Consider the following 21,588-nt stretch of genomic DNA (forward strand, 5'->3'; position numbering starts at 1 on the left):
ATTCGTTTGTAAAATCAAATTAAAAAAACCTAATAAAAGTTAAATTTTGACTTTAGTCAAAACTAACTTTTATTAGGTTTAAACTGTCCGAAAAAAATTTCCCTGTTTACTTTATAGTGGGGGGACACAGGAAATAAATAAATTTTATTCTGCATTAGAAACACAAATCTGTTTTTCGTTTTTAATTAAATTTTGATGAAAATCTATATAAATATTTTTGTTTTTCTCCTGAGTTTCTGAGTTAATTAAGATAAAAAGACGAATAACCCTATGAAATAGGGAAATTCGTCTTTTTATATATCTAATTTACTATGTATAAAATCTGTGAATTTTTTAATTAATACATAATTCTGAAAATCTTTTTTGTTATTTTCATTTGTTTCAAATAATGTCTCTATTATTTTGTTATCAACCTTTTTAACTATTTTGTTAGCTGTTAATATAGCTTTAATAAAGTTATCAGTTGTTATTTTAAAATCAATAAGTCCTGCATCTTTTTTAAATGACTCATTCAATAAGTGAATTATTGTCTTAATTATTACTAAAGATAAATAACACAAGATAAAGTGACCTTTAATATGAGAATTGGTTCATACATATACAGGTCTTACTTTTAACGCTGTTTTTAATGTTCTAAAATTTTCTTCAATTCTTCATTGGTTTTGGTAAATTTGAACTACTTCTTGTGGTGTTAAATCAGTTCTATTTGTTTCATATACATAAATACCATCGAACTTTTTATCTTCTAAGACTTTTTCACAATTTAGTTCAAAATCACTACGGCCTATTTGTTTAAAAAACTTATATTTCTTTGAAGCAAACATTTGTTCACCTCTAACAATTCCGTCTTTATTTTGTCTTTTCTCAAAATTATTTATGAGTATTTTGCGATCTTCTCTATCTTTAATTGCTCTTAATTTTGAATAAGTAATAATTCTTCTTCTAGTTTTTCCGTTAAATCTTTTGTTGTTTCATAATGACTTATATTCAATTTCTTTATATCTAAATTCAGAATTACCAACATAACCGTTTTGATCTAAAATATAGTTCTTAAATTCAGCGCTTCCTGACTTTGCTCTATATGAAATAATAAAATTTATACCTAAATCTTCTAAAAAACGAATATTTCTATTTGTGGACATACCTTTATCAGAAATAATGGTTATGTTATTAATTTGATAAGTTTGTTTTAAGTCTAAAATAAAAGGGATAAAAGTATTTGGATCTGCTGTATTTCCTTTGAATAATTTCATATGAATTGGTATTCCATTAATATCAGTTGCCATACCCAAAACAACTTGGTCTTCTTTAAATTTTCCGTCTTTTGAATAACCAGGAAATCTCAATCCATCTCTTTGAAAAGTTTCAAAATAAACAGTTGACGAATCAAAGAAAACAAGTTCAATTTCTCTGTTAGTAATTTTACTTAATTTATTGTTTAAGTTCTTTAAAATACCTTTTTCATTTTCTACTAATACATCTAAAAGAGAATAAAATGCATCTTTTTGTGATTTTATTGTATTAATAAAGTTATCTTTAATTTCAAAATTTCTAATGATACTATTTGAATTAATTATTCTAGAAGCAATGCAATATTCTAAAATTGATTTTAAATCCTTATGCTTGGTTTTTGATATCGATTCAAAGATTTGTAGTTTGTCTATAAATTTATAAATAACTTCTATTCCATAGTTAATTGAATTAACTGTAATTTTTTGATTTTGAATAGAATTTAGTAATTCTTGTTTAACGAAATCTTTTTCCATATCTTCTGTAAGTTCTTTTGCTTTTGTTTTTAAAATAGAAATAACATCAGGATTAATTTGTTCTAATTGTTCTAACCAACCCAAACCAATTTGTTTCTTAGTACCAGCACCATAACCACCAGAAATTCCAGCAAAAATATATATTCCTTTTGCTCTTTTGCTTTTTCCAATTATGTAATTATTCACTTTCATATAATAATTATACATTGTAATCATAGTATTTAAAACAAAAAATAAAAATTTCTATATATGTATACATATATAGATTATAAAAAAATTTAAAAATTTGGTGTTCAACTCAGAAACTCAGGAGAAATATAAAAGAGTATATTAATTGATATAATTTTAAAAGAATTCGTTTGTAAAATCAAATTAAAAAAACCTAATAAAAGTTAAATTTTGACTTTAGTCAAAACTAACTTTATTAGGTTTAAACTGTCCGAAAAAAATTTCCCTGTTTACTTTATAGTGGGGGGAACACAGGAAATAAATAAATTTTATTCTGCATTAGAAACACAAATCTGTTTTTCGTTTTTAATTAAATTTTGATGAAAATCTATATAAATATTTTTGTTTTTCTTTAAAATTTTATTGCTTATTTTAAAGAGGAAACCATTTTTAAATGGATATGATTTATTTTTATCAGGGTTAGAATGAATATCACATATGTGTTCTATATCTTGATGAAATTCGAAATAAAGATCCTCATTATCTAATCTTTTAAATATTTTGTGAGTGACTATATGGTTAGTACCAAATTTATATTTTTTTCTATATCCTTGAAATATGAATTAGAGTAATAAAAATATTTGTTGTTTTTAAAATCAAGTTTTGTTATATTTAATTCATCAAAATAAATTGATACATTCTCTTTGGTAACTTCATTAAATATAATATTTTCTTGGTTTTGCTCTTTATCTATATTTACTAAATCTATTTCATTATTTTCTAATTCTTTTAATTCATTCTTTAAGAAATTAGAATAATTTTCTGGTTTCTTAACAAAAAATGCATCAGTAAAGTTTAATAAATAGTCGAATTTTCAAAAATGATATTTAAGTATTTCTATAGACTTTTCTGAACTCAGATAGGCAAATCCTTGTTCTTTATCTAAATAATCTATTTCAAAATTTTTTTTGATAAATTCAAAAGTTTCTCATTTATTTATATGTTTATTACCTTGTCTATCTCGATACTCTTTATCAAATGTAATATAAATATATTTTTTTAACTCATTATCTGAGGATTTTATTGTATGTGTGTCTCTATTTCCTGAATACCTAATGTTAGTGCTAAGTATTTTCTTATTTAAATAAGTTGGAAAATTTTCTTTTAATTTATTAGTTAATTCCTCATCTATACCAATCAATAAAGGATTTATGGAAAAATATTCAGTTACTGCTTCGTTGTTTTGTGAAACTTCTTCTTCATATTTTTTGTTAAAACCACAAGAAATTGATATTGGTAATATACTTGTTGAAATAGGAATTAATGAATATTTAATTCAAGTTAATAATTTCATAATTCTCCTCTCAATGAAAAATGTTATGGATGTCTTTTGAAACTAATGATGAAATAGATAATACATTATTTAAATAATTTTCTAAGTCTATATTTGAACTAGAATTTGTTTCGTTTAATTCAATAACTAATCTATAATTCACATTCTTTTGTGGTATAAATTTTATAATCTCAAGATTTGTATTTGTTACAATTGATCTTTCTATACAGTAACTCATTCATTATTTTCTTCATACTGTAAGTATAAGTCAAAATCATCTATATTATTGTATACATAGGAGTTAGTATTAAAACCATTTTTTCTTGATCAGAATAATGAAAATACAATTGGTGAATGATATGACTTTGAGAAACTAAACTTTTTAGATGCATAACTGAGATTCACTCTTGTTTCTCACCTATTTGGTTCTGTTTCATATTCTCAAACATCATTATGAAAATCTTTACTGTTAATTGTTAGTATTGTATTTTTTGCAGCATCGACCATTTTTTCGTAATTAAAAATTCCTACACCAGTATCACTTTTATATAATGGTTTATTTAAATCATCTTTTTTATATTTTTCCTTATCTATTTCTCCTGATAAAGATAATAATGATATTAATTCATAAAATTTTAGTTCTCTAGTTTGATTAGATAAAAATAATGCTATAGAACCTGAAATAATTGGTGCAGCAAAACTAGTACCACTAACTGAATATGAAGCATACCCATTTTTAGATTTATCTAACTTTAATCATTTGTTATGTCATTTTTCATCAGGATAAACAAAGTTTTCACCAGGCGCTAAAATTAAAGGCTTTGGCAAATTTTCATAAGAATAACTTGAATTTGTTTTATATGATGAAAAATTACTTGGTTTTAAATATGAATTTTTAGAATCATTTAATGATCCAACAATAATACTATTATAAGACATTCCTATTGATGTAATTTCATTTACATAATGTTCTTTTGGGAGGTTATTTCCATTTCCTGCTGCAACAACATTAATAATATTACCTTTTAAAGATAGATTATCTAAAGTACTTGAGTAAAATGAATATTTATATTCATCTAATTTAGGAAATAAATCTATTTCCTTTTTATTTTTGGGTGTCTTTAAAAAAGAATAACTATGATTAATAATTTTAACTCCTTTTCTTACCAATCATGAAAGTCTTTCTAACCATGATTGGATAAAGTTATGATCTTCTGTTGATGCTGAGAATATTTTTGAATTCTCATAAACTCCGTATTTTCCGCCTATAATAGATGCTACCATATTTGCATGTCTAGAAGTTTTTCATACATCTTTGTAATAAATTTCTCGTAACGGGAAAACTTCATCACTGTCTTCTATGACTCCCTCTACTTCTAAAACACCAACATTAATAATTTTTGAAGTGTCTAAAAATCTTTTTTTATATTTATATTCTGCAAACACATTTGAAGTCGCATACTTCTCTTCATAATTATTTCTTGTATTAGAAGAGTCTAAAATTTTATGTTTTTCAATTTCATTTTTTGGTGTACCAGGTACATAAAGAATATCATCTAATCTGGGTTCTATGCGACTGCTATTATTTATTAAAGTATTTTTATAATCTAGAAAATCAATTTTTTTAATAATTGAATTATATTTATTTAAGTAATTAATAATAGTGTTTAAATTATTATTTTTAATTTGTAAATGAATTATATTATTATATGGTACTGTAGTTTCTTTTAAAATAAGTGATGAAAAATCAATATTTCTTTCTTTGATTTTTTGAAATTCCTTTATAACTAAATTTTCATTAAAATTTGTTATTTTTTCTTTAAATTCAATAATAATTTCATCTCTTAGTTGTTTGGTTTCTTGTGAGTTTATATAATTAACTTCTAATGTATTTGCTTCAGTTAATGAGGCCGAAATTGTTGCGATAGGGATCATTGCACTCAAAAAAGTTAGTAATATTTTTTTAATTCTTTTCATAATTTTTCCAATTTATATTTTGCTTATATTTAAATTATATAAAAAGTTATTTCTGTGTTCTTATTTTATAAGAAAAATCTTGTGAAAATACAAAGAAATATGAAAATATTATGGAAAATAAACTATTTATATAAAATTAAATAAATTTACCAAGAAACTATAGTACTAATAAATACTCTTTATATTTATAGACAAGCAGATAATTTATCTTAAGTTTGATAACAAGTCTATAACAACCCTTAGTTTCCCAGTTAAAGAAAAAAATAAACGTTTTTCCCTATATTTAAGGGTGAAAACGTTTATTTTTTTCTTTAACTGGGAAACTCAGGTATTAGGAGTGTCCGAATATTTTTTTCCCGCTATAGGTATAAATCATATTTTTTTAATTTTTTTAACTAATTCATTCATATTTCTCGCCTCTTATATATTTTTATTTTATTCTATTTTTAATAATTAAATAAGTAAATTAATAAATTAAAGTACTGTTTTATAAAATTTTTGTATATATTTCCATTTTTATTTAAAATCTTAAATTAAAAAAACTTATACAAGTTTAATGATTGTATAAGTTTTTTTAATTTAAGATTTTATTATAATTCAACTACTTTTCCACCATTTTTTTCTACAGATTCAATTGCTGATTGTGAAGCTTTGTTAACTGTAATAGTTAGTTTTTTAGTTAAAGTTCCATTACCTAATAATTTAACGGGAAGATTTCTTTTGATTAAACCTTTTTCAAATAAAGATTCAATTGTTACTTCTTCATTATTTTTGTAATTTAATTCTAATTGACTTAAATTAACAATTTGATATTCGATATGATTTACATTATTAAATCCACGTTTTCCAATACGACGGAATCAAGGAGTTTGACCACCTTCAAAACCTAATCTGTGACCTTTACGTTTGTTTTGTCCTGATTGTCCTTTTCCGGCTTGTTTCCCTTTTCCAGCAGCATGCCCACGACCTTTACGGTGTTTTTCTGGTCTTGAACCTTCTGTAAATTTTAATGTATGTAATTTAATTGCCATATTATTTTAAATCCTTTACATCTTTATCTCTAATTTCAGCAATTTGCTCTGGAGTTCTTAATTGTTTTAAAGCTTCTACTGTGGCTTTAACAATATTTGTTTTTGAACGTGAACCATATGTTTTAGTAACAATATCAGTATAACCTGCTAATTCAGTAACAGCACGAACTGTACCTGAAGCAATAAGTCCTTTTCCTTTTGGTGCTGGTTTTAACATAACTTTTGATGCTAAGAATTTAGCATCTACTTGATGAAATATTGTTCCACTTTTTGGATCTAATGGTACTGAGATTAAGTTATTTTTTGCATCTTTAATAGCTTTTTTAATAGCATCAGGTACTTCGTTTGCTTTTCCATGACCATATCCAACACTACCTTTTTTATTTCCGATAACTACGAAAGCAGAAAAACTAAATCTTCTTCCACCTTTAACAACTTTAGTTACACGTGCTATATCAATAACTTTTTCTGTATATTCTGAAACTTCTCTTGGACGACGTTCTACAGATTTATTTGTTCTTCTTGGACGACGTTCTTGTTTTTGTGAATTTGATTGCTCTGAATTTTCAGTTAATTGTTTTCTTGGTCTTAAAGTTCTTTTTGCTGTTAATTCTTTTGTTCCATTTGTTTCTTTAACTGGTATTACTTTTTCTTTTGATGACATATTAGAATTTAACCCCTTTAGATCTTACAGCTTCTGCAAAAGCTTTAACACGACCATGGTATAAATAACCACCACGATCAAAAACGACTTCTTTTATATTTAATTTAACAATCTTTTCACCCATTAGTTCACCTAGTTTGCTTGCTGCTGCAATATTTCCACTGTATTCAGAATTTTTTAATGTTGAAACGCTAGCTAAAGTAATTCTTGCTTGATCATCTATTAATTGTGCATATAAGTTTTGGTGAGATTTAAAAACATTTAAACGTGGTTTAGCTGCTGTTCCATTAATATGGTAACGTGAACGATTATGTTTAATTTTTCTTGCTTTATTTCTTGATAAATTTGCCATAATTATTTTGTCAGCTTATTATTTAGAAGCTGTTTTCCCTTCTTTTCTTCTGATTTTTTCACCTTTATATGAAATACCTTTTCCTGAATATACACTTGGTGTTCTAACTGCACGAATTACTGATGCAAAATGACCTACACTTTGCTTGTCCATACCTGAAACTGAGACTTCAACTAATTTATTAACTGTTACTTTTAAATCTGATGGAATTTCTAATTTATGAGTGTGACTGTAACCGGCAAATATTTCTAAGATCGAACCATTTAATACTGCTTTATATCCAACACCCTTGATTTCTAAATCTTTTTTAAACCCTTTTGAAACACCAATTAACATATTTGAAATATGAGCATTAGTTGTTCCATGTAATTGTTTAGTGTGCTTTTCTTCATTTGCACGAGTAGTTGTAATTTGATTATTTTCTACATTTATTGAAATTAATGAACTAAATTCTCTTGATAAAGTTCCTAATGGACCTGTTATAGAAACTTTTGAACCTTCTACTGCTACTTTAGTACCAGCAGGAATAGTTAAAATACGATTTCCTACACGAGACATAAACTATACCTATCAAATGTAAGCGATGATTTCCCCACCTACATTTTCCTTTCTAGCTTCTTTACCTGTTATTAATCCTTTTGATGTAGAAATGATAACTGTTCCATAACCTGAGATTATAGAAGGAATTTCTTCTGATTTAACATAAACACGTAAACCAGGTTTAGAAACTCTTTTAATTCCAACAATAGCTGGTTGATTTTTTTTGTATTTTAATGTAACTACTAATTTTTTTTCTGTACCTTGACCTTCAACTGAATATGAAGCAATATATCCTTCATTTTCAATTAGCTTAATAATAGCTTCTTTTTTAACTGAATATGGGATTGAAACTGTTTTATGTTTTCTTGCATTAGCGTTTTTTATACGAACAACTAAATCTGAAATAGGATCTGTTATAAACATTATTATCAACTCGCTTTCTTCATACCTGGTATTTTACCTTCATGAGCAAGGTTTCTAAAACAGATACGACATATTTTATATTTTCTTAAAACAGCATGAGGACGTCCACACAATTCACAGCGTGTATAAGCACGTGTTGAGAATTTTGGATGACGTTTTGATTTAACTATTAAAGCTTTTCTCGCCATTATTTAGCTCCTTTTTTTTCAAATGGTACACCTAGTAATTCTAATAATGATTTTGCTTCTTTATCAGTTTTTGCTGTAGTTACAATTAATACATCCAATCCTTTAATACGACGGATTTTATCGAACTCGATTTCTGGGAAAATAATTTCTTCTTTAATTCCTAAAGCGAAATTTCCTCTTCCATCAAAAGCTTTAGGATTGGCACCACGGAAATCACGAATACGTGGCATTGCAACATTTATTAATTTTTCTAAAAAATCTCACATTCTGTCTCTACGTAGTGTTACTTTTCCGCCCATAGGCATACCTTCACGTAATTTTCACGAAGCATTTGATTTTTTAGCTTTAGTTTGAAATGGTTTTTGACCTGAAATAATTGTTAATTCATTTAAGACTTCTTCAATGGCTTTAGAGTTCGAAACTTCTTTACCGGCGGTCATATTTAAAACAACTTTTTCTATTCTAGGAACTTGCATTAAAGATGAGTAATTAAATTTTTCTTTTAAAGCAGGAACTGCTTTTTGTAAATAAACTTGTTTTAACATAATTAATTAATTTCCTTATTTGTTTTTTTGATTACTCTAACTTTTTTTCCATCTTTGTTAATTCTATATCCTAGTTTTGAAATTTGATTAGGAGTTGATTTTCCTGCTTTTTTAACTAAGTAAGCAACGTTTGATACATGAATTGGAGCAGGTTTTTCTGTTATTGAACCATCTTGGTTTTGTTGTGTAGGTTTATTGTGTTTTGTTACTATATTAATATCTTTAACTATAACTCTTTGTGAATCATGCAATACTTTTTCAATTGTTCCTATTTTTCCTTTTTCTCTTCCTGCTATAACAAGAACTTGATCGTTTTTCTTAAATTTAATTTTTGACATAATTTAAATTAATCTCCTTCTTTTTATAATACTTCAGGTGCAAGAGAAACAATTTTAGGGAATTTTTCACGTAATTCACGAGCTACTGGACCAAACACACGTGTTCCACGTGGTGTTAAGTCTTCTTTTAAAATAACAACAGCATTATCATCAAAACGAATGTATGAACCGTTTGAACGGTGAATACCATATTTTGAACGAACTACAACAGCTTTAACTACTTGACCTTCTTTAACAGCACCGTTTGGAATTGCTTTTTTAACTGAACATACAATAATATCACCTATTTTGGCAACTTTTTTCTTTGAACCACCTAATATACGAATTACACCAATTTCTTTTGCACCCGAATTGTCAGCAACAGCTGCTCTTGATAATTCTAAAATCATACTATTTATTTCCTTCAGTTGCTTTTTCTTTGATTGATACTAATCTAAAATGTTTAGTTTTTGATAGTGGTCTAGTTTCCATGATTGTTACAATATCATTTAAAGTTGCTATTTCTTTTTCATCGTGAACTGCAAATCTTTTTGTTGATTTATAACGTTTAGAATATAATGGGTGTTTTTTGTATGTGTCTACTGCTACAATAATTGTTTTTGCAGTTTTACCAGCCGAAACAACTGTACCAACAAGTGTTTTTCTTGTGTTTCTTTCCATAATTATTTAGCTCCCTTTAATGAATTTAGCGCAGTTAAAATTTTAGCAATATCAGTTCTTAAAACTTTAATTTTGTGAGTTTCTTTTAAATCACCAGTTACATTTCTGTATCTCAAAGTAAATAATTCCGCTTTAAGTTCAGTCACTAATTTTTCCAATTCTTCTTTTGGTTTATTTAATAAATCTTTATAAAGCATTATTTTTGTACTCCTTCATCTTTTTTAACTATTTTTCATTTTACTGGTAATTTGTGTCCTGCTAAACGTAAAGCATCACGTGCTATATCTTCTGAAACTCCACTAACTTCAAACATCATTGTGTTTACTTTAACAGCTGTATATCATAATTCTGGTGCTCCTTTACCAGAACCCATACGAACTCCTATTGGTTTAGAAGTTTTTGAAAAGTGAGGAAAAATTCTAATAATAACTTGTCCTTCACGTCCCATTCTTCTTGTTGCTGCAATACGTGCTGATTCAATTTGACGAGCAGTTACTCAAGCTGAAGTAACAGCTTGTAATCCATATTCTCCGAATGATACAGTATTACCCTTTGTTGCTTTACGCTTGTCATGTTTAACTAAGAAAGGTTTTCTATATTTAGTTCTTTTTGGTTGTAGCATTTTGTTTATCTCCTTCCAAAATTTCACCTAATGAAACTCAAACCTTAACTCCTATTGCTCCATAAGTTGTTCTAGCTGTTGCTGTAGCATAATCAACATTTTGTCTTAATGTGTGTAATCTCATTTCACCTTCAGAATAACCTTCTGAACGAGCCATATCTACACCATTTAAACGACCACTAACCATTGTTTTAATACCTTTAGCACCTGATTTCATTGCCAATCTCATAGCAATTTTTTGTGCTTGACGAAAACTTTCACGGTTTTCTAATTTTGTTGCAATCATTTCTGCAAGTAATCTTGCATTAAGATCAGGTTTTTTTAATTCTATTACTTGAATTCTTAATTCTAATTTTTTGTTTTTTATAAATTTTTGAACTTTTGTTGTAAGTTCTTGTATATTTTTACCTTCTTGTCCTAATATAGCAGCTGGTTTTGCTGTATGAACTAAAACAGTAACTTTGTTATTTTGGTTTCTTTTTACTTGTACTTGTCCTATTTGGTATTGACGAACTAACTTATCAAAGAATTTATAGATTTTTGCATCTTCTACTAAATAACTTCCAAATTGATCTTTATCAGCAAATCAAGTAGTATTGTGTGCTTTTGTAATTCCATAACGGAATCCATTTGGATTAACCTTTTGTCCCATTAGTTTCTCTCCTCTAGAATAATTGAAAAGTTAGATGTACGTTTTAAGATAGAATAAGCTCTACCTTGACTTCTTGGTTGGAATCTTTTTAGTGTTGGTCCTTCATTAACATAAACTTCTTTTACAAATAATTTAGATGCATTCATACCGTGGTTATTTGTTGCATTTGCAATTGCTGAATTTAATAATTTTACAAATATTGGAGCAGATTTTTTAGAAGTATTTTTAAGTATAGCTAATGCGATGTTAACGTCTTTACCTCTGAATAAGTTAGCAACTAATTTTGCTTTTGAACTACTTACTCTTTGTAATTTAACATATGCTTTTGCTTGTTGTGACATTATTTTTTCTTACCTTTATCTGCACCATGACCTGAGAAGGTTCTTGTAGGAGAAAATTCTCCTAATTTATGACCTACCATATCATCTGTTACATATACTTCTATAAATTGCTTACCATTGTGAACTGCAAATGTTAAACCTACGAAACTTGGGAAAATTGTTGACCTTCTAGATCATGTTTTAATAGGTTTTTTAGGTGCTTTACCTTCGATAATTGCATCTACTTTTTTTAATAAATGTTCATCTGCAAATGGTCCTTTTTTCAAACTACGAGCCATTATTTAGAATCCTTTCTTCTTCTTAAAATAAGTTTATTTGAAGATTTTTTAGTTTTTCTTGTTTTAACACCAAGAGCTTTTTTACCTCATGGAGTAAGAGGAGCTTTTCTACCAACTGGTTGTTTTCCTTCCCCTCCACCATGTGGGTGATCTACTGGGTTCATTACAGAACCACGAACTGTAGGTCTAATACCTTTATGTCTATTGATTCCTGCTTTTCCAACATTAACAAGTAAATGTTCTTCGTTTCCAACAACACCTATTGTAGCACGACATTTAGCTAATATACGACGTGTTTCACCTGATTTTAATTTTAAAACAACATATTTACCATCATCATCTTTACCCAAGATCTGAGCAGAAGTTCCTGCACTACGTGCTATGATTCCTCCACCACCTGGTTGCATTTCTATATTGTGAACAAATGTTCCCTCTGGAATATTAGATAAAGGTAAGGCATTACCCACAATAATATCTGCGCTAGGTCCAGAAACAATTTTTTGTCCCAATACTATTCCTTTAGGTGCTAAAATATATTTTTTTTCTCCATCTGCATAAACAACTAAACTAATGTTTGCTGATCTATTTGGATCATATTCAATTGTTTTTACAGTAGCTGGAATATTATCTTTATTACGTTTAAAGTCTACTAGTCTGTAAAATCTTTTTACACGTCCTCCGTGATGTCTTACAGTAATCTTTCCTTGATTATTACGCCCTGCATGATTTTTTAAATTTACTAATAATGATTTTTCGGGAGCGTGACCTGAAAGATTTTGTTTGAAATCAAGAGAAGACATATTTCTTCTACCGTTAGTAGTTGGCTTATAATATTTCATTGCCATATGTTTTTCTCCTTAGCTTAAAAATATTTATTTCTTTTAAGCAATTTACTTTATTTAAAATTCTTATTAATACTTAATGAATATAACTATTGCATTCATTATTTTTAAATTAAATTATTCTCCACCAACTTTACGTTTAGTACTTGTTTTTTTAACAGTTGATGTAGTTTTTGTTGCAACTGATTTTTTAGATGCTAGTTTTTTTGCAACTTTAGATTCAATTTCTTTAGATTTTTGAGTTTTTGCTAATTTTACTTCTTTTTCTTTTTGTTCTAATTCTGCTTCTTTCATTTTTGCTTTTTCTTCAGCAGGAAGGTAATTAATTTTTTGACCTTCTTTTAAGGTTACCATTGCTTTTTTATAACGATTTTGGAATCCATGGAAACGTCCTACACTTTTTGGTTTTTTACCTACTTTAATAGTGTTTACATCTTGAACTTTGACATTAAAAATAGTTTCTATTGCTTCTTTAATTTGAAATTTATTAGCAGCATAATCAACTTTAAAAACATATACTTGATTTTTCATTCTCAAAATATCTGTTTTTTCAGTTAAAATTGGTGATTTAATTACTTTTGTTAATTCCATAATTATTTTGCTCTACTTTCTAATAATTTTAAACTTTCGTTAGAAATAATCATTACATCAGCGCCAATTAATTCTTCAACCATTAATGAATTAGCTTTTGAAGTAGAAACATTTGGTAGGTTTTTAGCAGACTTAAATACTACTGTATTTTCTGTTACAACTAAAATACGTTTTAAATGATTTACTTTTAATTCAACTAACTTGTTTAATAAATCTTTAGTTTTAATGTTTTTTAACTCTAAATCATTAAGAATAACTGCATTATCTTTAGCTAATAATGTTAAAGCAGATATAAAAGCAGCTTGCTTTACTTTTTTATTTACTTTTAATGAATAGTTCTTGTTTGATTGAGGACCGAATGCTCTACCACCACCCACTCAAATTGGTGAACGTGTTGAACTATGACGAGCTCTACCTGTTCCTTTTTGTCTTCATGGTTTTTTACCACTTCCACTTACTTCAGCACGGTTTTTAACTTGGTGTGTACCTTGTCTTCTTGAAGCTCTTTCAGAAAGAATAGAATCAAAGATTGCTTGCTCATATATTTTTTCTGAAGCAAATAATTTTTTAGGTAAATCTGCTTTGAAAACTTCTTTTTGAACTTTTTCTTTTTTCACTGTTACTTTAACTGATTTTGGTTGTTCTTTTTTAGTAGTTGTTGTTTTAGTTGTAGCTGCTTTAGTTGTTTTTGCAGGGGTTTTCTTAGTAGCTGTTGTTTTAGTTGTAGCTGCTTTAGTTGTTTTTGCAGCTGTTGTAGTTTTTTTAACTTTTGTTTCAGCCATAATTATTTATCTCCTTCTTTTGCTTCTGCTTCTTGGATTAAAGCTTTTAATTCAGTTGAGTTCATTCCAACTGTAACTTCAATATTATATTTTTTAGCATGTTCAATTAATTCATTCATTAATCTAACTTCTTCAATATCAACTAATTTAACTTCTTTGTGGTCTGGTAAACCTTTAACAGCTTTCTTAACAACTACAAATGATTTTTTTGGTCCGGGAATTGAACCTTTTATTAGAAGTAAATTATTAACTAAATCTACTTTAACTACTTCTAAATTTTGAACAGTTGTTTTCACATGACCTAAATGCCCTGGCATTGTCATTCCTTTGAAAACTCTGTTACCTGAAATATCTCCAAGTGAACCAGTTTGTCTAATAGGTTGAGAACCTCCACCTCCACCATGTGATTTAGGTCCAATGGTTTGGTTGTGTCTTTTAATGGTTCCTGCAAATCCTTTACCTTTAGATGTTCCTGTAACATCTACAAGTTCTCCTGATTTAAATATATCAGCAGTTATAATTTGTCCAAGTTCATAACCTGACATATTACGAACTTCTTTTACGAAGCGCTTAGGTGTTGTATTTGCTTTTTTAAAATGACCAGTTTCAGGTTTATTTGCTCTATTTGTTTTTTTGTCAAAAACAGCAAGTTGAGTAGCTACATAACCATTTTTATCATTTGTTAAAACTTTTGATACAACATTTGGTTGAACTTCTATTACTGTAACTGGCATAATAGCACCTGTTTCAGTAAATATTTGAGTCATACCAACTTTACGTCCTAAGATTCCTTTCATATTATCTCCTTAAAAATTAAATATAATTATTTTACTTTTACTTGAATTGCAACACCTACTGGTAATTCAAGTCTATTAATTTTGTCTGTTAATTGAGCAGATGCACTGTTAATAACAACTAATCTTTGGTGTGTTCTGCTTTCAAATTGTTCACGACTTGTTTTGTTAACGTGAACTGATCTTAAAATTGTTACTTCATCTCTTTTTGTTGGAAGAGGAATAGGTCCACTAACTTTAGCTTTTTCTTCTTTAGCTGCTAAAAAGATTTTTTTTGCTGCTAAATCTACTAAAGAATGGTCAAAACCTTTTACTTTAATATTTAATTTACTCATTATTGTTGTCTCCTTTGTTCTTTTTGTTGAACATAACTCCCTATAAAAACCTAATTATATTGACAACTTATTTATAATTAGCAACCTTATAGTTCATAGTTATAGTTGCCTTTAAATTATATAGTAAAAATAAAATACAGAAAACGAAAATTCTGTATTTTATTTTTAACAACTAATTCCGGTGTATCAACTTACGAAATCCTATCATCTATTCAGCTAGATAGCACTTCCTCAGGAACATATTCATATGCTTTTTCTAGTATTTGATCACCTGATAATAACATCATAGTTGGAGCCTTTAAAACTTTTCATTTAGTTAATGGATTTCTAAATAACTTTGCTTCCTCTGCATCAACTTGTATAAATTCTATTTTTTGATTTTCATATTTCTTTGCTATGTTATTAAATGTTGGTAACATCATTTTACAATCACCACATCATTCAGTAGTAAAAATTAAAAAAGTTAATTGTGTTTTTTGTTTTTTATTTATGTGTTCTTCTGCATCTTTTCATAACATCTGATTAAACATATATACCTCTTATATTTATTATTATTTAAACATTTCATCTAGTATTTCTATATTATCTCTTTGTTCTCTGTTTTCTTGTGAATTAAAAGTTTCTTCTTGATTTAAATTAATTTGATGTTCTTCATCAGTAGTATTATTTGAATTTATATATGAATTTATGCAACTCAAAATTACTTCATCTTTTATTTTATTAAGAATTAATTTGTTTAATTTTAAAAATGGTAATTCCAAATAATTAATTTTAAAGTAATTGCAACTATGAATTAAAAATTTTAAATAAGTATCAAGATCATCTGTTAAGATAATTTTCAATGAATTAAATTTATTTTTTATTAAGGATTCGAAATCATATATATTCATTTTTTTTATTTTATATTTAATCTTAAAATTAGTTATTTTTAAAATAATTATTATTATTAAGATTATAGAAATTAACAATGGAAATAAAATTGTTAACATACTCAATACATTATAAAGAAAATCAATAATAAAACCAGTTGTTAAAAAAACATTTAAATGATTTGTTTCAATTTTATTGATATCAATAAAATTATTTCATCAGCCTTTAGTAAATAAATTGTATAAATAATTATTTCAATCATATTCAAAGAAGTTCCTTTTTTGAATAAAATAAAAAACAATATACAATCAAATACTCAAAATAATTGATATTTTAATTAACATTTTATTCAATTCTCTTTCAAAGTCTCATCACCTAAGTTTTATTAATCTCGAACCAAAAGAATAACATTTATTAATAAATAATTTATTAACTAATTGAAAAACTAAAAAAATACCAAACATTAAAAAGAATATGTATATAGAATTACCAAATATCAAACCATATGTATAAATATAAATATAATTCATTCATTGTGGTAACAAATTAATTAAAAATAAGATATTAAATATTAAACTAACTAAATAAATAAATCAACTAGAAATTAATAATGATAAATTAGTATTAATTGTTATAGTTTCATTATTTACTGGTTCGTTTTCGATAAATTTTATATTTAATTTATTTAGAAGTTGTCTTTGTTTCATTTTATACCATAGTCAATGTAAATGCAACCATTGGATCTTTATCAGTTAGTTTAAAAATTTTTTTTCTTATGGTTTTACGCACTTTTTCATTCATTTCACGCATTGTATTAAATTCATTAGAATCAATTATATTAATCAACGAATCTTTTATAAGTTTATTTATTTGTTCTTGTTCATTTTGGTCAATAACACCAATATAATTAATATGTAATTGCCCTACTATTTGTTTGGTTATAGGACTATATAGTGAATTAATTATAACTACTCCGTCTCTACCTAGAACTTCACGTTCAGCTAGTACTTCAGTAGAAATATCACCCACACCAAATCCATCAATAATAGTATCTCCAACTTCTTTTATTTTACCATTTTGACTTAATAGTTTACCATTTGCAAAATGTGCAATTTTTCCATTTTGTAAAATAATAGATTTAACTGTTTTACTTAATTCTTTATCTTGTTCAATGTAAGATATAGCATCAACTAAATATCTATATAGTCCTTGAACAGGGATTAAAACACTTGGTTTTAAGACTTTAGTTAAATTATATATATCCAATCTTGTTGGTCTACATATAAATAATTCACTTTCAAGGATTTCTGTTATATTTCTTGTTTTTTTTGCTATTTCATCTAAGGTAATTGCTGCAAGAGATTCCAAACCATTAACTGGTGGTGCCATCATTATAACTGCATCATTTCTTGATATTTTTAAATGCAAGTCTTCATTTTGACTAATTCTTAAAAATCTTTGATATAGTCTTTCAACAGAACCAGTAACAAGAACAACAGCGTTGTCATATTTAGAAATAGACTTATGGTCTTGAATTACAGGATATTTAAACTCAGGATTTAATTTTTCTTGAATTTGTTTTGTTAGAAATAATAAGTCCGAATAAGCTTTACCATAAGGAATAACAGGACGATTATACTTTGTTGCTAATTCTAGTATTTGATGCAAATTAACCATATCTTCAGAATAAGCACCAACTATGATTTTGTTATTCTTATTTGTTTGTTGAAATACTTTATTAATTGATTTAGGAATAAAATAACGATCAATTGACCTAGTTGGTTGTTTAGATTTACCAGCATCAGTTATTAAAGCATTTATTTTACGTTTATTAAATAATTTTGGTAAATGTATAAATCATGCTTTTCCAAAAATACCTAAATCGCCTTCAGAATAATTCATCATAAATACATAGTCACCATTTGGAGTAATAAAATCAAAACCTAAATTACCTGGAGCAGTTCCTGGTAAAGAAAAAGGTTGAACATAGAGGTTCCCAATTTTTTCTCTTTTTGTTATTGATTGAACTTTATATGATTGTGATTTAATGTTGTATTTACTTAGACGTTCATTAATTATTTGTTTATTTAAAAAAGAAGTATAAATTGTTATATTAGGAACTTTCATTATTAATCAAGGTAGTGCAGAAAAAGTTTCGTTTTTAATGTCTGTAATAAAAACTCCTTGAATCTTGTTTTTATTTTTTTCTAAAAAAGAAAAATCAGGAATTAAAGTATCAACTCCGTTACTCATATTAATCGGAATTTTCACACCTGCATTGACTATATATAATGAATCATCGTAATCTAAAACATAACAATTTTTACCATTTTCATCTTGACCACCTAATGCAAAAATATTGACTTTTTCCATTAAAACTCCTAGTTATTAATATATAAAAATTGTTTATAAATATTTTTTAATTATAACATATAAAAAAACTAAATAACCATTTAGATATTTAGTTTTTTTATATCGACATTATTTAAATATTGTTCTGTTAAACTTGAATTTCCTAATCATGATACAGTTACTGTTCCGATTGAACTTGCTGTAGCTTTTTGAAAGGAATCTATTGGATTACTTGTTTTAATATATTCAGCACTAAAAATAGAAATTAATGTATCACCAGCTCCTGTAGCTGATACTAAGTTAACCTTTTCTTTAATTTTAGATTGATATAATTCCTTATTTGAAGTTAATAAATAAGAACCATTTGAACCATCTGAAACAATAATATTTAAAGCACCATATTCTTGTAATAATAACATTGATTTAACGATTCATTCTTGAGATACTTCTTGTTTGTAATTAAAAATTTGTTTTAATTCATTAACATTAGGTTTAATTAAAAAAGGTTTAAATTTTAATAAATCAATGAATTTAGAACTTTCTATATCTAAAATTAACTTCACATTATTTTTTGATACTATATTAAGGATTTCAAACAATTGTTCTTCATTTCCAATCCCCATTAACATTAAAACATCATTTTTATTTAGTTTGCTTATTTGATCAATAACTTCTTGAAACTCGTTATTATTCAAATTAGTTCTAGGACCATTCAATTCAAAATTATTCTGTTTTCCATAATATTTAATATTAATTCTTGTCTTATCATGATAATTAATATTATGAACATTTAGATTTTCTTTGTTAAAGAAATTTGATAATAATTTATGTGTTTCATTATCAAACAGTGTTAAAGCTATGTTATCAAAACCATGTCTTTTGAGCATTATAGATGCATTTAAACCTTTGCCACCTGGTAATAATTCAAAATCACTATATCTATTAACGCTGTTTAATTCAAAATTATCAGAACTTATAAATAGATCTATTGAAGGAGATAAAGTTAATGTATAAATCATTTAACTTCTTAACTTTCTTCTCTTTTTAAATTGAAAAAGATTTGGGTATTTTTTATTTAAGAAAGTAATTAAATATATTGTTACTGCTTGAGCACATGCCCCCACTAATAAAGCAGTAATAAAGAATAAAATTCCTAAACCAATTGATGTCCCTAAATCTGCAAATAGTGTAGTTCTTGCTAAGAAAATAACAAATATACCGCCATGAGGAGCAACTATATTAACACCAAGAACAGCAGATACCAATCCTGCTACTGCTCCGCCTACTAAGTTTGCAGGAATTAAAACTTTTGGATTTTTACTTGTATATGGGATTGCACCTTCAGAAATAAATGAAAGTCCAAATAAGATATTTGAGATTTTCCCTGATTCTCTTTCTTCTTTTGATCATAGTTTTCTTGAAATAAACATAGATACTGAAATCCCAAGAGGTGGAACCATACCTGAAATCATTACAGCTGCCATTGATACTGTACTTGCTCCATTAGCTATAGTCAATGTTCCAAAAATATATGCAGCTTTATTGATTGGTCCACCTAAATCTGAGGCCATCATTAATCCTAAAATCAATCCTAACAATCAAGCTAGATATGGTTTACCTTCAAATAATTGTAAGAATAAAACTAGTCCTAAATTAATGAATATTAAAGCTATATTAACGAATCAGAATGTTATTGCGATTGTTATTGTTCCTAAAACTGGAATGAATAAAATATTTTTTACTCCGCTCAGGGTTTTCGGTAATTTTCCAAAAATATATTTAGAAAATACAATAACCATAGCAGCAGCAAAAAATGCTCCTAAAATTCCTCCTATAAATCCTGATCCTGTACCTAAGAATTTCTCTGGGTTAGAAATACCAGAACTTTCTATTGTTTTAGATAAAAATCCATATGTATGTGATAATTGACCACTCGCTATACCACCAACAACGAAACCAGGTAATAAACCTTGTCTTCCAATTAATGAAAAAGCAATGTAAGCAGATAACACAGGAACAGCTAAACCTAGAGCTATTTTACCTATATTAAAAATTATTTTAGATGCTCCAAAATTAAATCCAAAATTACTTAGGAAATAACTATTATTTAGGTCTACTCCGTTTGATGCACCTATTATCATATCAATGATAAATCCAAGTGCTATTAATATACCACCAAAAATAATAAATGGTAGCATATGGGAAATGCCTGACATTAATGATCTGTACATTTTTTTACCAAAACCATTAAATGACATTTGTGAATCTTCGTTTGTTTTTTCTGAAGATGAAGAAACTTGTAATTTTGTTCCTTCTTTATTTAAAACTTTTCTAATTTGCTCTCCAGGGTTATGAATAGCTTTTTGAGTTGAAATTTCTAAAACATTCTCTGCATTCGCAAATCTTGATTTTTCAATTTCTCTATCTACTGCTAAAATAACACCTTTTGCATTTTTAATTTCTTGTTCTGTTAGTTTATTTTCAATACCTTCTGCTCCTTGAGTTTCAACTTTAATTGAAATTCCCATATCTTGAGCTTCTTGATATAATTTGTCTTTAGCCATAAATGTGTGAGCTATACCGGTAGGACAAGCTGTTACTGCAACAACGTCATAACTATTTTCTTTACCTGAATTAACTTCATTACTAATTAATTGTTTTTCATACTTATTAATTAATGTTATGAATTCATTGTAATTAGATACTTTATCTAATTCATTAATAAATTCATTATTAATTAGTAAAGTTGATAAATTTTGCATTATTTTCATGTGTGATGTTCCACGGTCTGTTTTTGATAAAACAATACCAAAAATATATTTAACATTTTGACCATCTAATGAATTTCAATCTAAGTTGTTAACTCTTGCAAAAAATAGTGTGTTTTTTAACACAATATCATCACCAATATGTGGCATTGCTATTTGAGAACCAATACCTGTTGATGATTGATTTTCTCTTTCTCAAAAAAGTGTATTTGCTTTTTGAGAATCTGATACATATTTATTTAAATGTAAATCTTGGCAAAAAAAGTTTAAAGCGTCTTTTTTTGAAGCAAAATCTTTTTTTAAATAAAAAGTATTTTCACTAAATAAACTTGATATTTTCATACAATCCTTTCTTTAAAATATTTTGTATATTTAT

At 26.7% G+C, this 21,588-nt stretch carries 29 protein-coding genes; all 29 read right to left on the bottom strand.

Annotated features, from left to right (window positions below):
* Window positions 1-293 precede the first annotated feature (293 nt).
* Entirely contained in the window at window positions 294-1,958 is a 1,665-nt protein-coding gene (locus RRG59_RS03355; protein ID WP_322902148.1) for an IS1634 family transposase, read from the bottom strand.
* A gap of 547 nt (window positions 1,959-2,505) precedes the next feature.
* Complete coding sequence (locus RRG59_RS03360) at window positions 2,506-3,288, bottom strand: hypothetical protein (protein ID WP_322902150.1); 783 nt, start codon at window positions 3,286-3,288, stop codon at window positions 2,506-2,508.
* Window positions 3,266-3,505 (bottom strand): hypothetical protein, encoded by a 240-nt coding sequence (locus tag RRG59_RS03365; protein WP_322902152.1) that lies wholly within the window; start codon window positions 3,503-3,505, stop codon window positions 3,266-3,268. The genes RRG59_RS03360 and RRG59_RS03365 overlap by 23 nt, the downstream gene beginning before the upstream one ends.
* A complete protein-coding gene (locus RRG59_RS03370; RefSeq protein ID WP_322902153.1) occupies window positions 3,490-5,244 on the bottom strand; it encodes a S8 family serine peptidase in 1,755 nt (584 codons plus the stop codon). Before RRG59_RS03370 ends, RRG59_RS03365 begins: the two co-directional genes overlap by 16 nt.
* Window positions 5,245-5,834: 590 nt before the next feature.
* Window positions 5,835-6,275, bottom strand: coding sequence for a 50S ribosomal protein L15 (gene rplO, locus RRG59_RS03375; RefSeq protein WP_084271888.1), 441 nt, complete (start codon window positions 6,273-6,275; stop codon window positions 5,835-5,837).
* Between the two features lies 1 nt (window position 6,276).
* Window positions 6,277-6,939, bottom strand: a complete 663-nt coding sequence (gene rpsE, locus RRG59_RS03380) for a 30S ribosomal protein S5 (RefSeq protein WP_322875418.1) — start codon at window positions 6,937-6,939, stop codon at window positions 6,277-6,279.
* A 1-nt stretch (window position 6,940) separates the two neighbouring features.
* Entirely contained in the window at window positions 6,941-7,291 is a 351-nt protein-coding gene (gene rplR, locus RRG59_RS03385; RefSeq protein ID WP_036429896.1) for a 50S ribosomal protein L18, read from the bottom strand.
* Window positions 7,292-7,309: 18 nt separating this feature from the next.
* Window positions 7,310-7,849: a 50S ribosomal protein L6 gene (gene rplF / locus RRG59_RS03390; protein ID WP_036429899.1), complete on the bottom strand. Its 540-nt coding sequence runs from the start codon at window positions 7,847-7,849 to the stop codon at window positions 7,310-7,312.
* Between the two features lie 9 nt (window positions 7,850-7,858).
* A complete protein-coding gene (gene rpsH, locus RRG59_RS03395; protein WP_036429901.1) occupies window positions 7,859-8,254 on the bottom strand; it encodes a 30S ribosomal protein S8 in 396 nt (131 codons plus the stop codon).
* Between the two features lie 2 nt (window positions 8,255-8,256).
* Entirely contained in the window at window positions 8,257-8,442 is a 186-nt protein-coding gene (locus tag RRG59_RS03400; protein WP_036429903.1) for a type Z 30S ribosomal protein S14, read from the bottom strand.
* Entirely contained in the window at window positions 8,442-8,987 is a 546-nt protein-coding gene (gene rplE / locus RRG59_RS03405) for a 50S ribosomal protein L5 (protein ID WP_036429905.1), read from the bottom strand. Before rplE ends, RRG59_RS03400 begins: the two co-directional genes overlap by 1 nt.
* 2 nt (window positions 8,988-8,989) lie before the next feature.
* Window positions 8,990-9,325 carry a 50S ribosomal protein L24 gene (gene rplX / locus RRG59_RS03410; RefSeq protein ID WP_036429908.1) on the bottom strand — a complete coding sequence of 112 codons (336 nt, stop codon included), beginning with the start codon at window positions 9,323-9,325 and terminating at the stop codon, window positions 8,990-8,992.
* Between the two features lie 23 nt (window positions 9,326-9,348).
* Window positions 9,349-9,714, bottom strand: a complete 366-nt coding sequence (gene rplN / locus RRG59_RS03415) for a 50S ribosomal protein L14 (protein WP_036429910.1) — start codon at window positions 9,712-9,714, stop codon at window positions 9,349-9,351.
* A 1-nt stretch (window position 9,715) separates the two neighbouring features.
* A complete protein-coding gene (gene rpsQ, locus RRG59_RS03420; protein WP_051619504.1) occupies window positions 9,716-9,985 on the bottom strand; it encodes a 30S ribosomal protein S17 in 270 nt (89 codons plus the stop codon).
* 2 nt (window positions 9,986-9,987) lie between these two features.
* Window positions 9,988-10,182: a 50S ribosomal protein L29 gene (gene rpmC / locus RRG59_RS03425; RefSeq protein ID WP_161553225.1), complete on the bottom strand. Its 195-nt coding sequence runs from the start codon at window positions 10,180-10,182 to the stop codon at window positions 9,988-9,990.
* A complete protein-coding gene (rplP, locus tag RRG59_RS03430; protein ID WP_036429916.1) occupies window positions 10,182-10,607 on the bottom strand; it encodes a 50S ribosomal protein L16 in 426 nt (141 codons plus the stop codon). The genes rpmC and rplP overlap by 1 nt, the downstream gene beginning before the upstream one ends.
* A complete protein-coding gene (gene rpsC / locus RRG59_RS03435) occupies window positions 10,585-11,259 on the bottom strand; it encodes a 30S ribosomal protein S3 (protein WP_322876355.1) in 675 nt (224 codons plus the stop codon). The genes rplP and rpsC overlap by 23 nt, the downstream gene beginning before the upstream one ends.
* Window positions 11,259-11,600, bottom strand: coding sequence for a 50S ribosomal protein L22 (rplV, locus tag RRG59_RS03440; RefSeq protein ID WP_419198138.1), 342 nt, complete (start codon window positions 11,598-11,600; stop codon window positions 11,259-11,261). Before rplV ends, rpsC begins: the two co-directional genes overlap by 1 nt.
* A complete protein-coding gene (gene rpsS, locus RRG59_RS03445) occupies window positions 11,600-11,878 on the bottom strand; it encodes a 30S ribosomal protein S19 (protein WP_036429922.1) in 279 nt (92 codons plus the stop codon). Before rpsS ends, rplV begins: the two co-directional genes overlap by 1 nt.
* Window positions 11,878-12,723, bottom strand: a complete 846-nt coding sequence (rplB, locus tag RRG59_RS03450) for a 50S ribosomal protein L2 (protein WP_036429924.1) — start codon at window positions 12,721-12,723, stop codon at window positions 11,878-11,880. Before rplB ends, rpsS begins: the two co-directional genes overlap by 1 nt.
* A 114-nt stretch (window positions 12,724-12,837) precedes the next feature.
* Complete coding sequence (gene rplW, locus RRG59_RS03455) at window positions 12,838-13,311, bottom strand: 50S ribosomal protein L23 (protein ID WP_322901133.1); 474 nt, start codon at window positions 13,309-13,311, stop codon at window positions 12,838-12,840.
* Between the two features lie 2 nt (window positions 13,312-13,313).
* A complete protein-coding gene (rplD, locus tag RRG59_RS03460; RefSeq protein WP_322902156.1) occupies window positions 13,314-14,093 on the bottom strand; it encodes a 50S ribosomal protein L4 in 780 nt (259 codons plus the stop codon).
* A 2-nt stretch (window positions 14,094-14,095) separates the two neighbouring features.
* Complete coding sequence (rplC, locus tag RRG59_RS03465; protein ID WP_322875424.1) at window positions 14,096-14,890, bottom strand: 50S ribosomal protein L3; 795 nt, start codon at window positions 14,888-14,890, stop codon at window positions 14,096-14,098.
* A gap of 26 nt (window positions 14,891-14,916) precedes the next feature.
* Window positions 14,917-15,222: a 30S ribosomal protein S10 gene (rpsJ, locus tag RRG59_RS03470; RefSeq protein WP_036429932.1), complete on the bottom strand. Its 306-nt coding sequence runs from the start codon at window positions 15,220-15,222 to the stop codon at window positions 14,917-14,919.
* A 191-nt stretch (window positions 15,223-15,413) separates the two neighbouring features.
* Complete coding sequence (locus tag RRG59_RS03475) at window positions 15,414-15,752, bottom strand: thioredoxin family protein (protein ID WP_036429934.1); 339 nt, start codon at window positions 15,750-15,752, stop codon at window positions 15,414-15,416.
* 21 nt (window positions 15,753-15,773) lie between these two features.
* On the bottom strand, window positions 15,774-16,799 hold the full coding sequence (locus RRG59_RS03480) for a hypothetical protein (protein ID WP_322902158.1): 1,026 nt from the start codon (window positions 16,797-16,799) through the stop codon (window positions 15,774-15,776).
* 1 nt (window position 16,800) lies between these two features.
* Entirely contained in the window at window positions 16,801-18,465 is a 1,665-nt protein-coding gene (locus RRG59_RS03485) for a ribonuclease J (protein ID WP_322902160.1), read from the bottom strand.
* 80 nt (window positions 18,466-18,545) lie between these two features.
* On the bottom strand, window positions 18,546-19,463 hold the full coding sequence (locus RRG59_RS03490; protein WP_036429941.1) for a 1-phosphofructokinase: 918 nt from the start codon (window positions 19,461-19,463) through the stop codon (window positions 18,546-18,548).
* Window positions 19,464-21,554 carry a PTS fructose transporter subunit IIABC gene (locus RRG59_RS03495; protein ID WP_322902162.1) on the bottom strand — a complete coding sequence of 697 codons (2,091 nt, stop codon included), beginning with the start codon at window positions 21,552-21,554 and terminating at the stop codon, window positions 19,464-19,466.
* Window positions 21,555-21,588 lie beyond the last annotated feature (34 nt).

Source organism: Mycoplasmopsis felis, assembly GCF_034647055.2.
Taxonomy (GTDB): domain Bacteria; phylum Bacillota_I; class Bacilli_A; order Mycoplasmatales; family Metamycoplasmataceae; genus Mycoplasmopsis; species Mycoplasmopsis felis.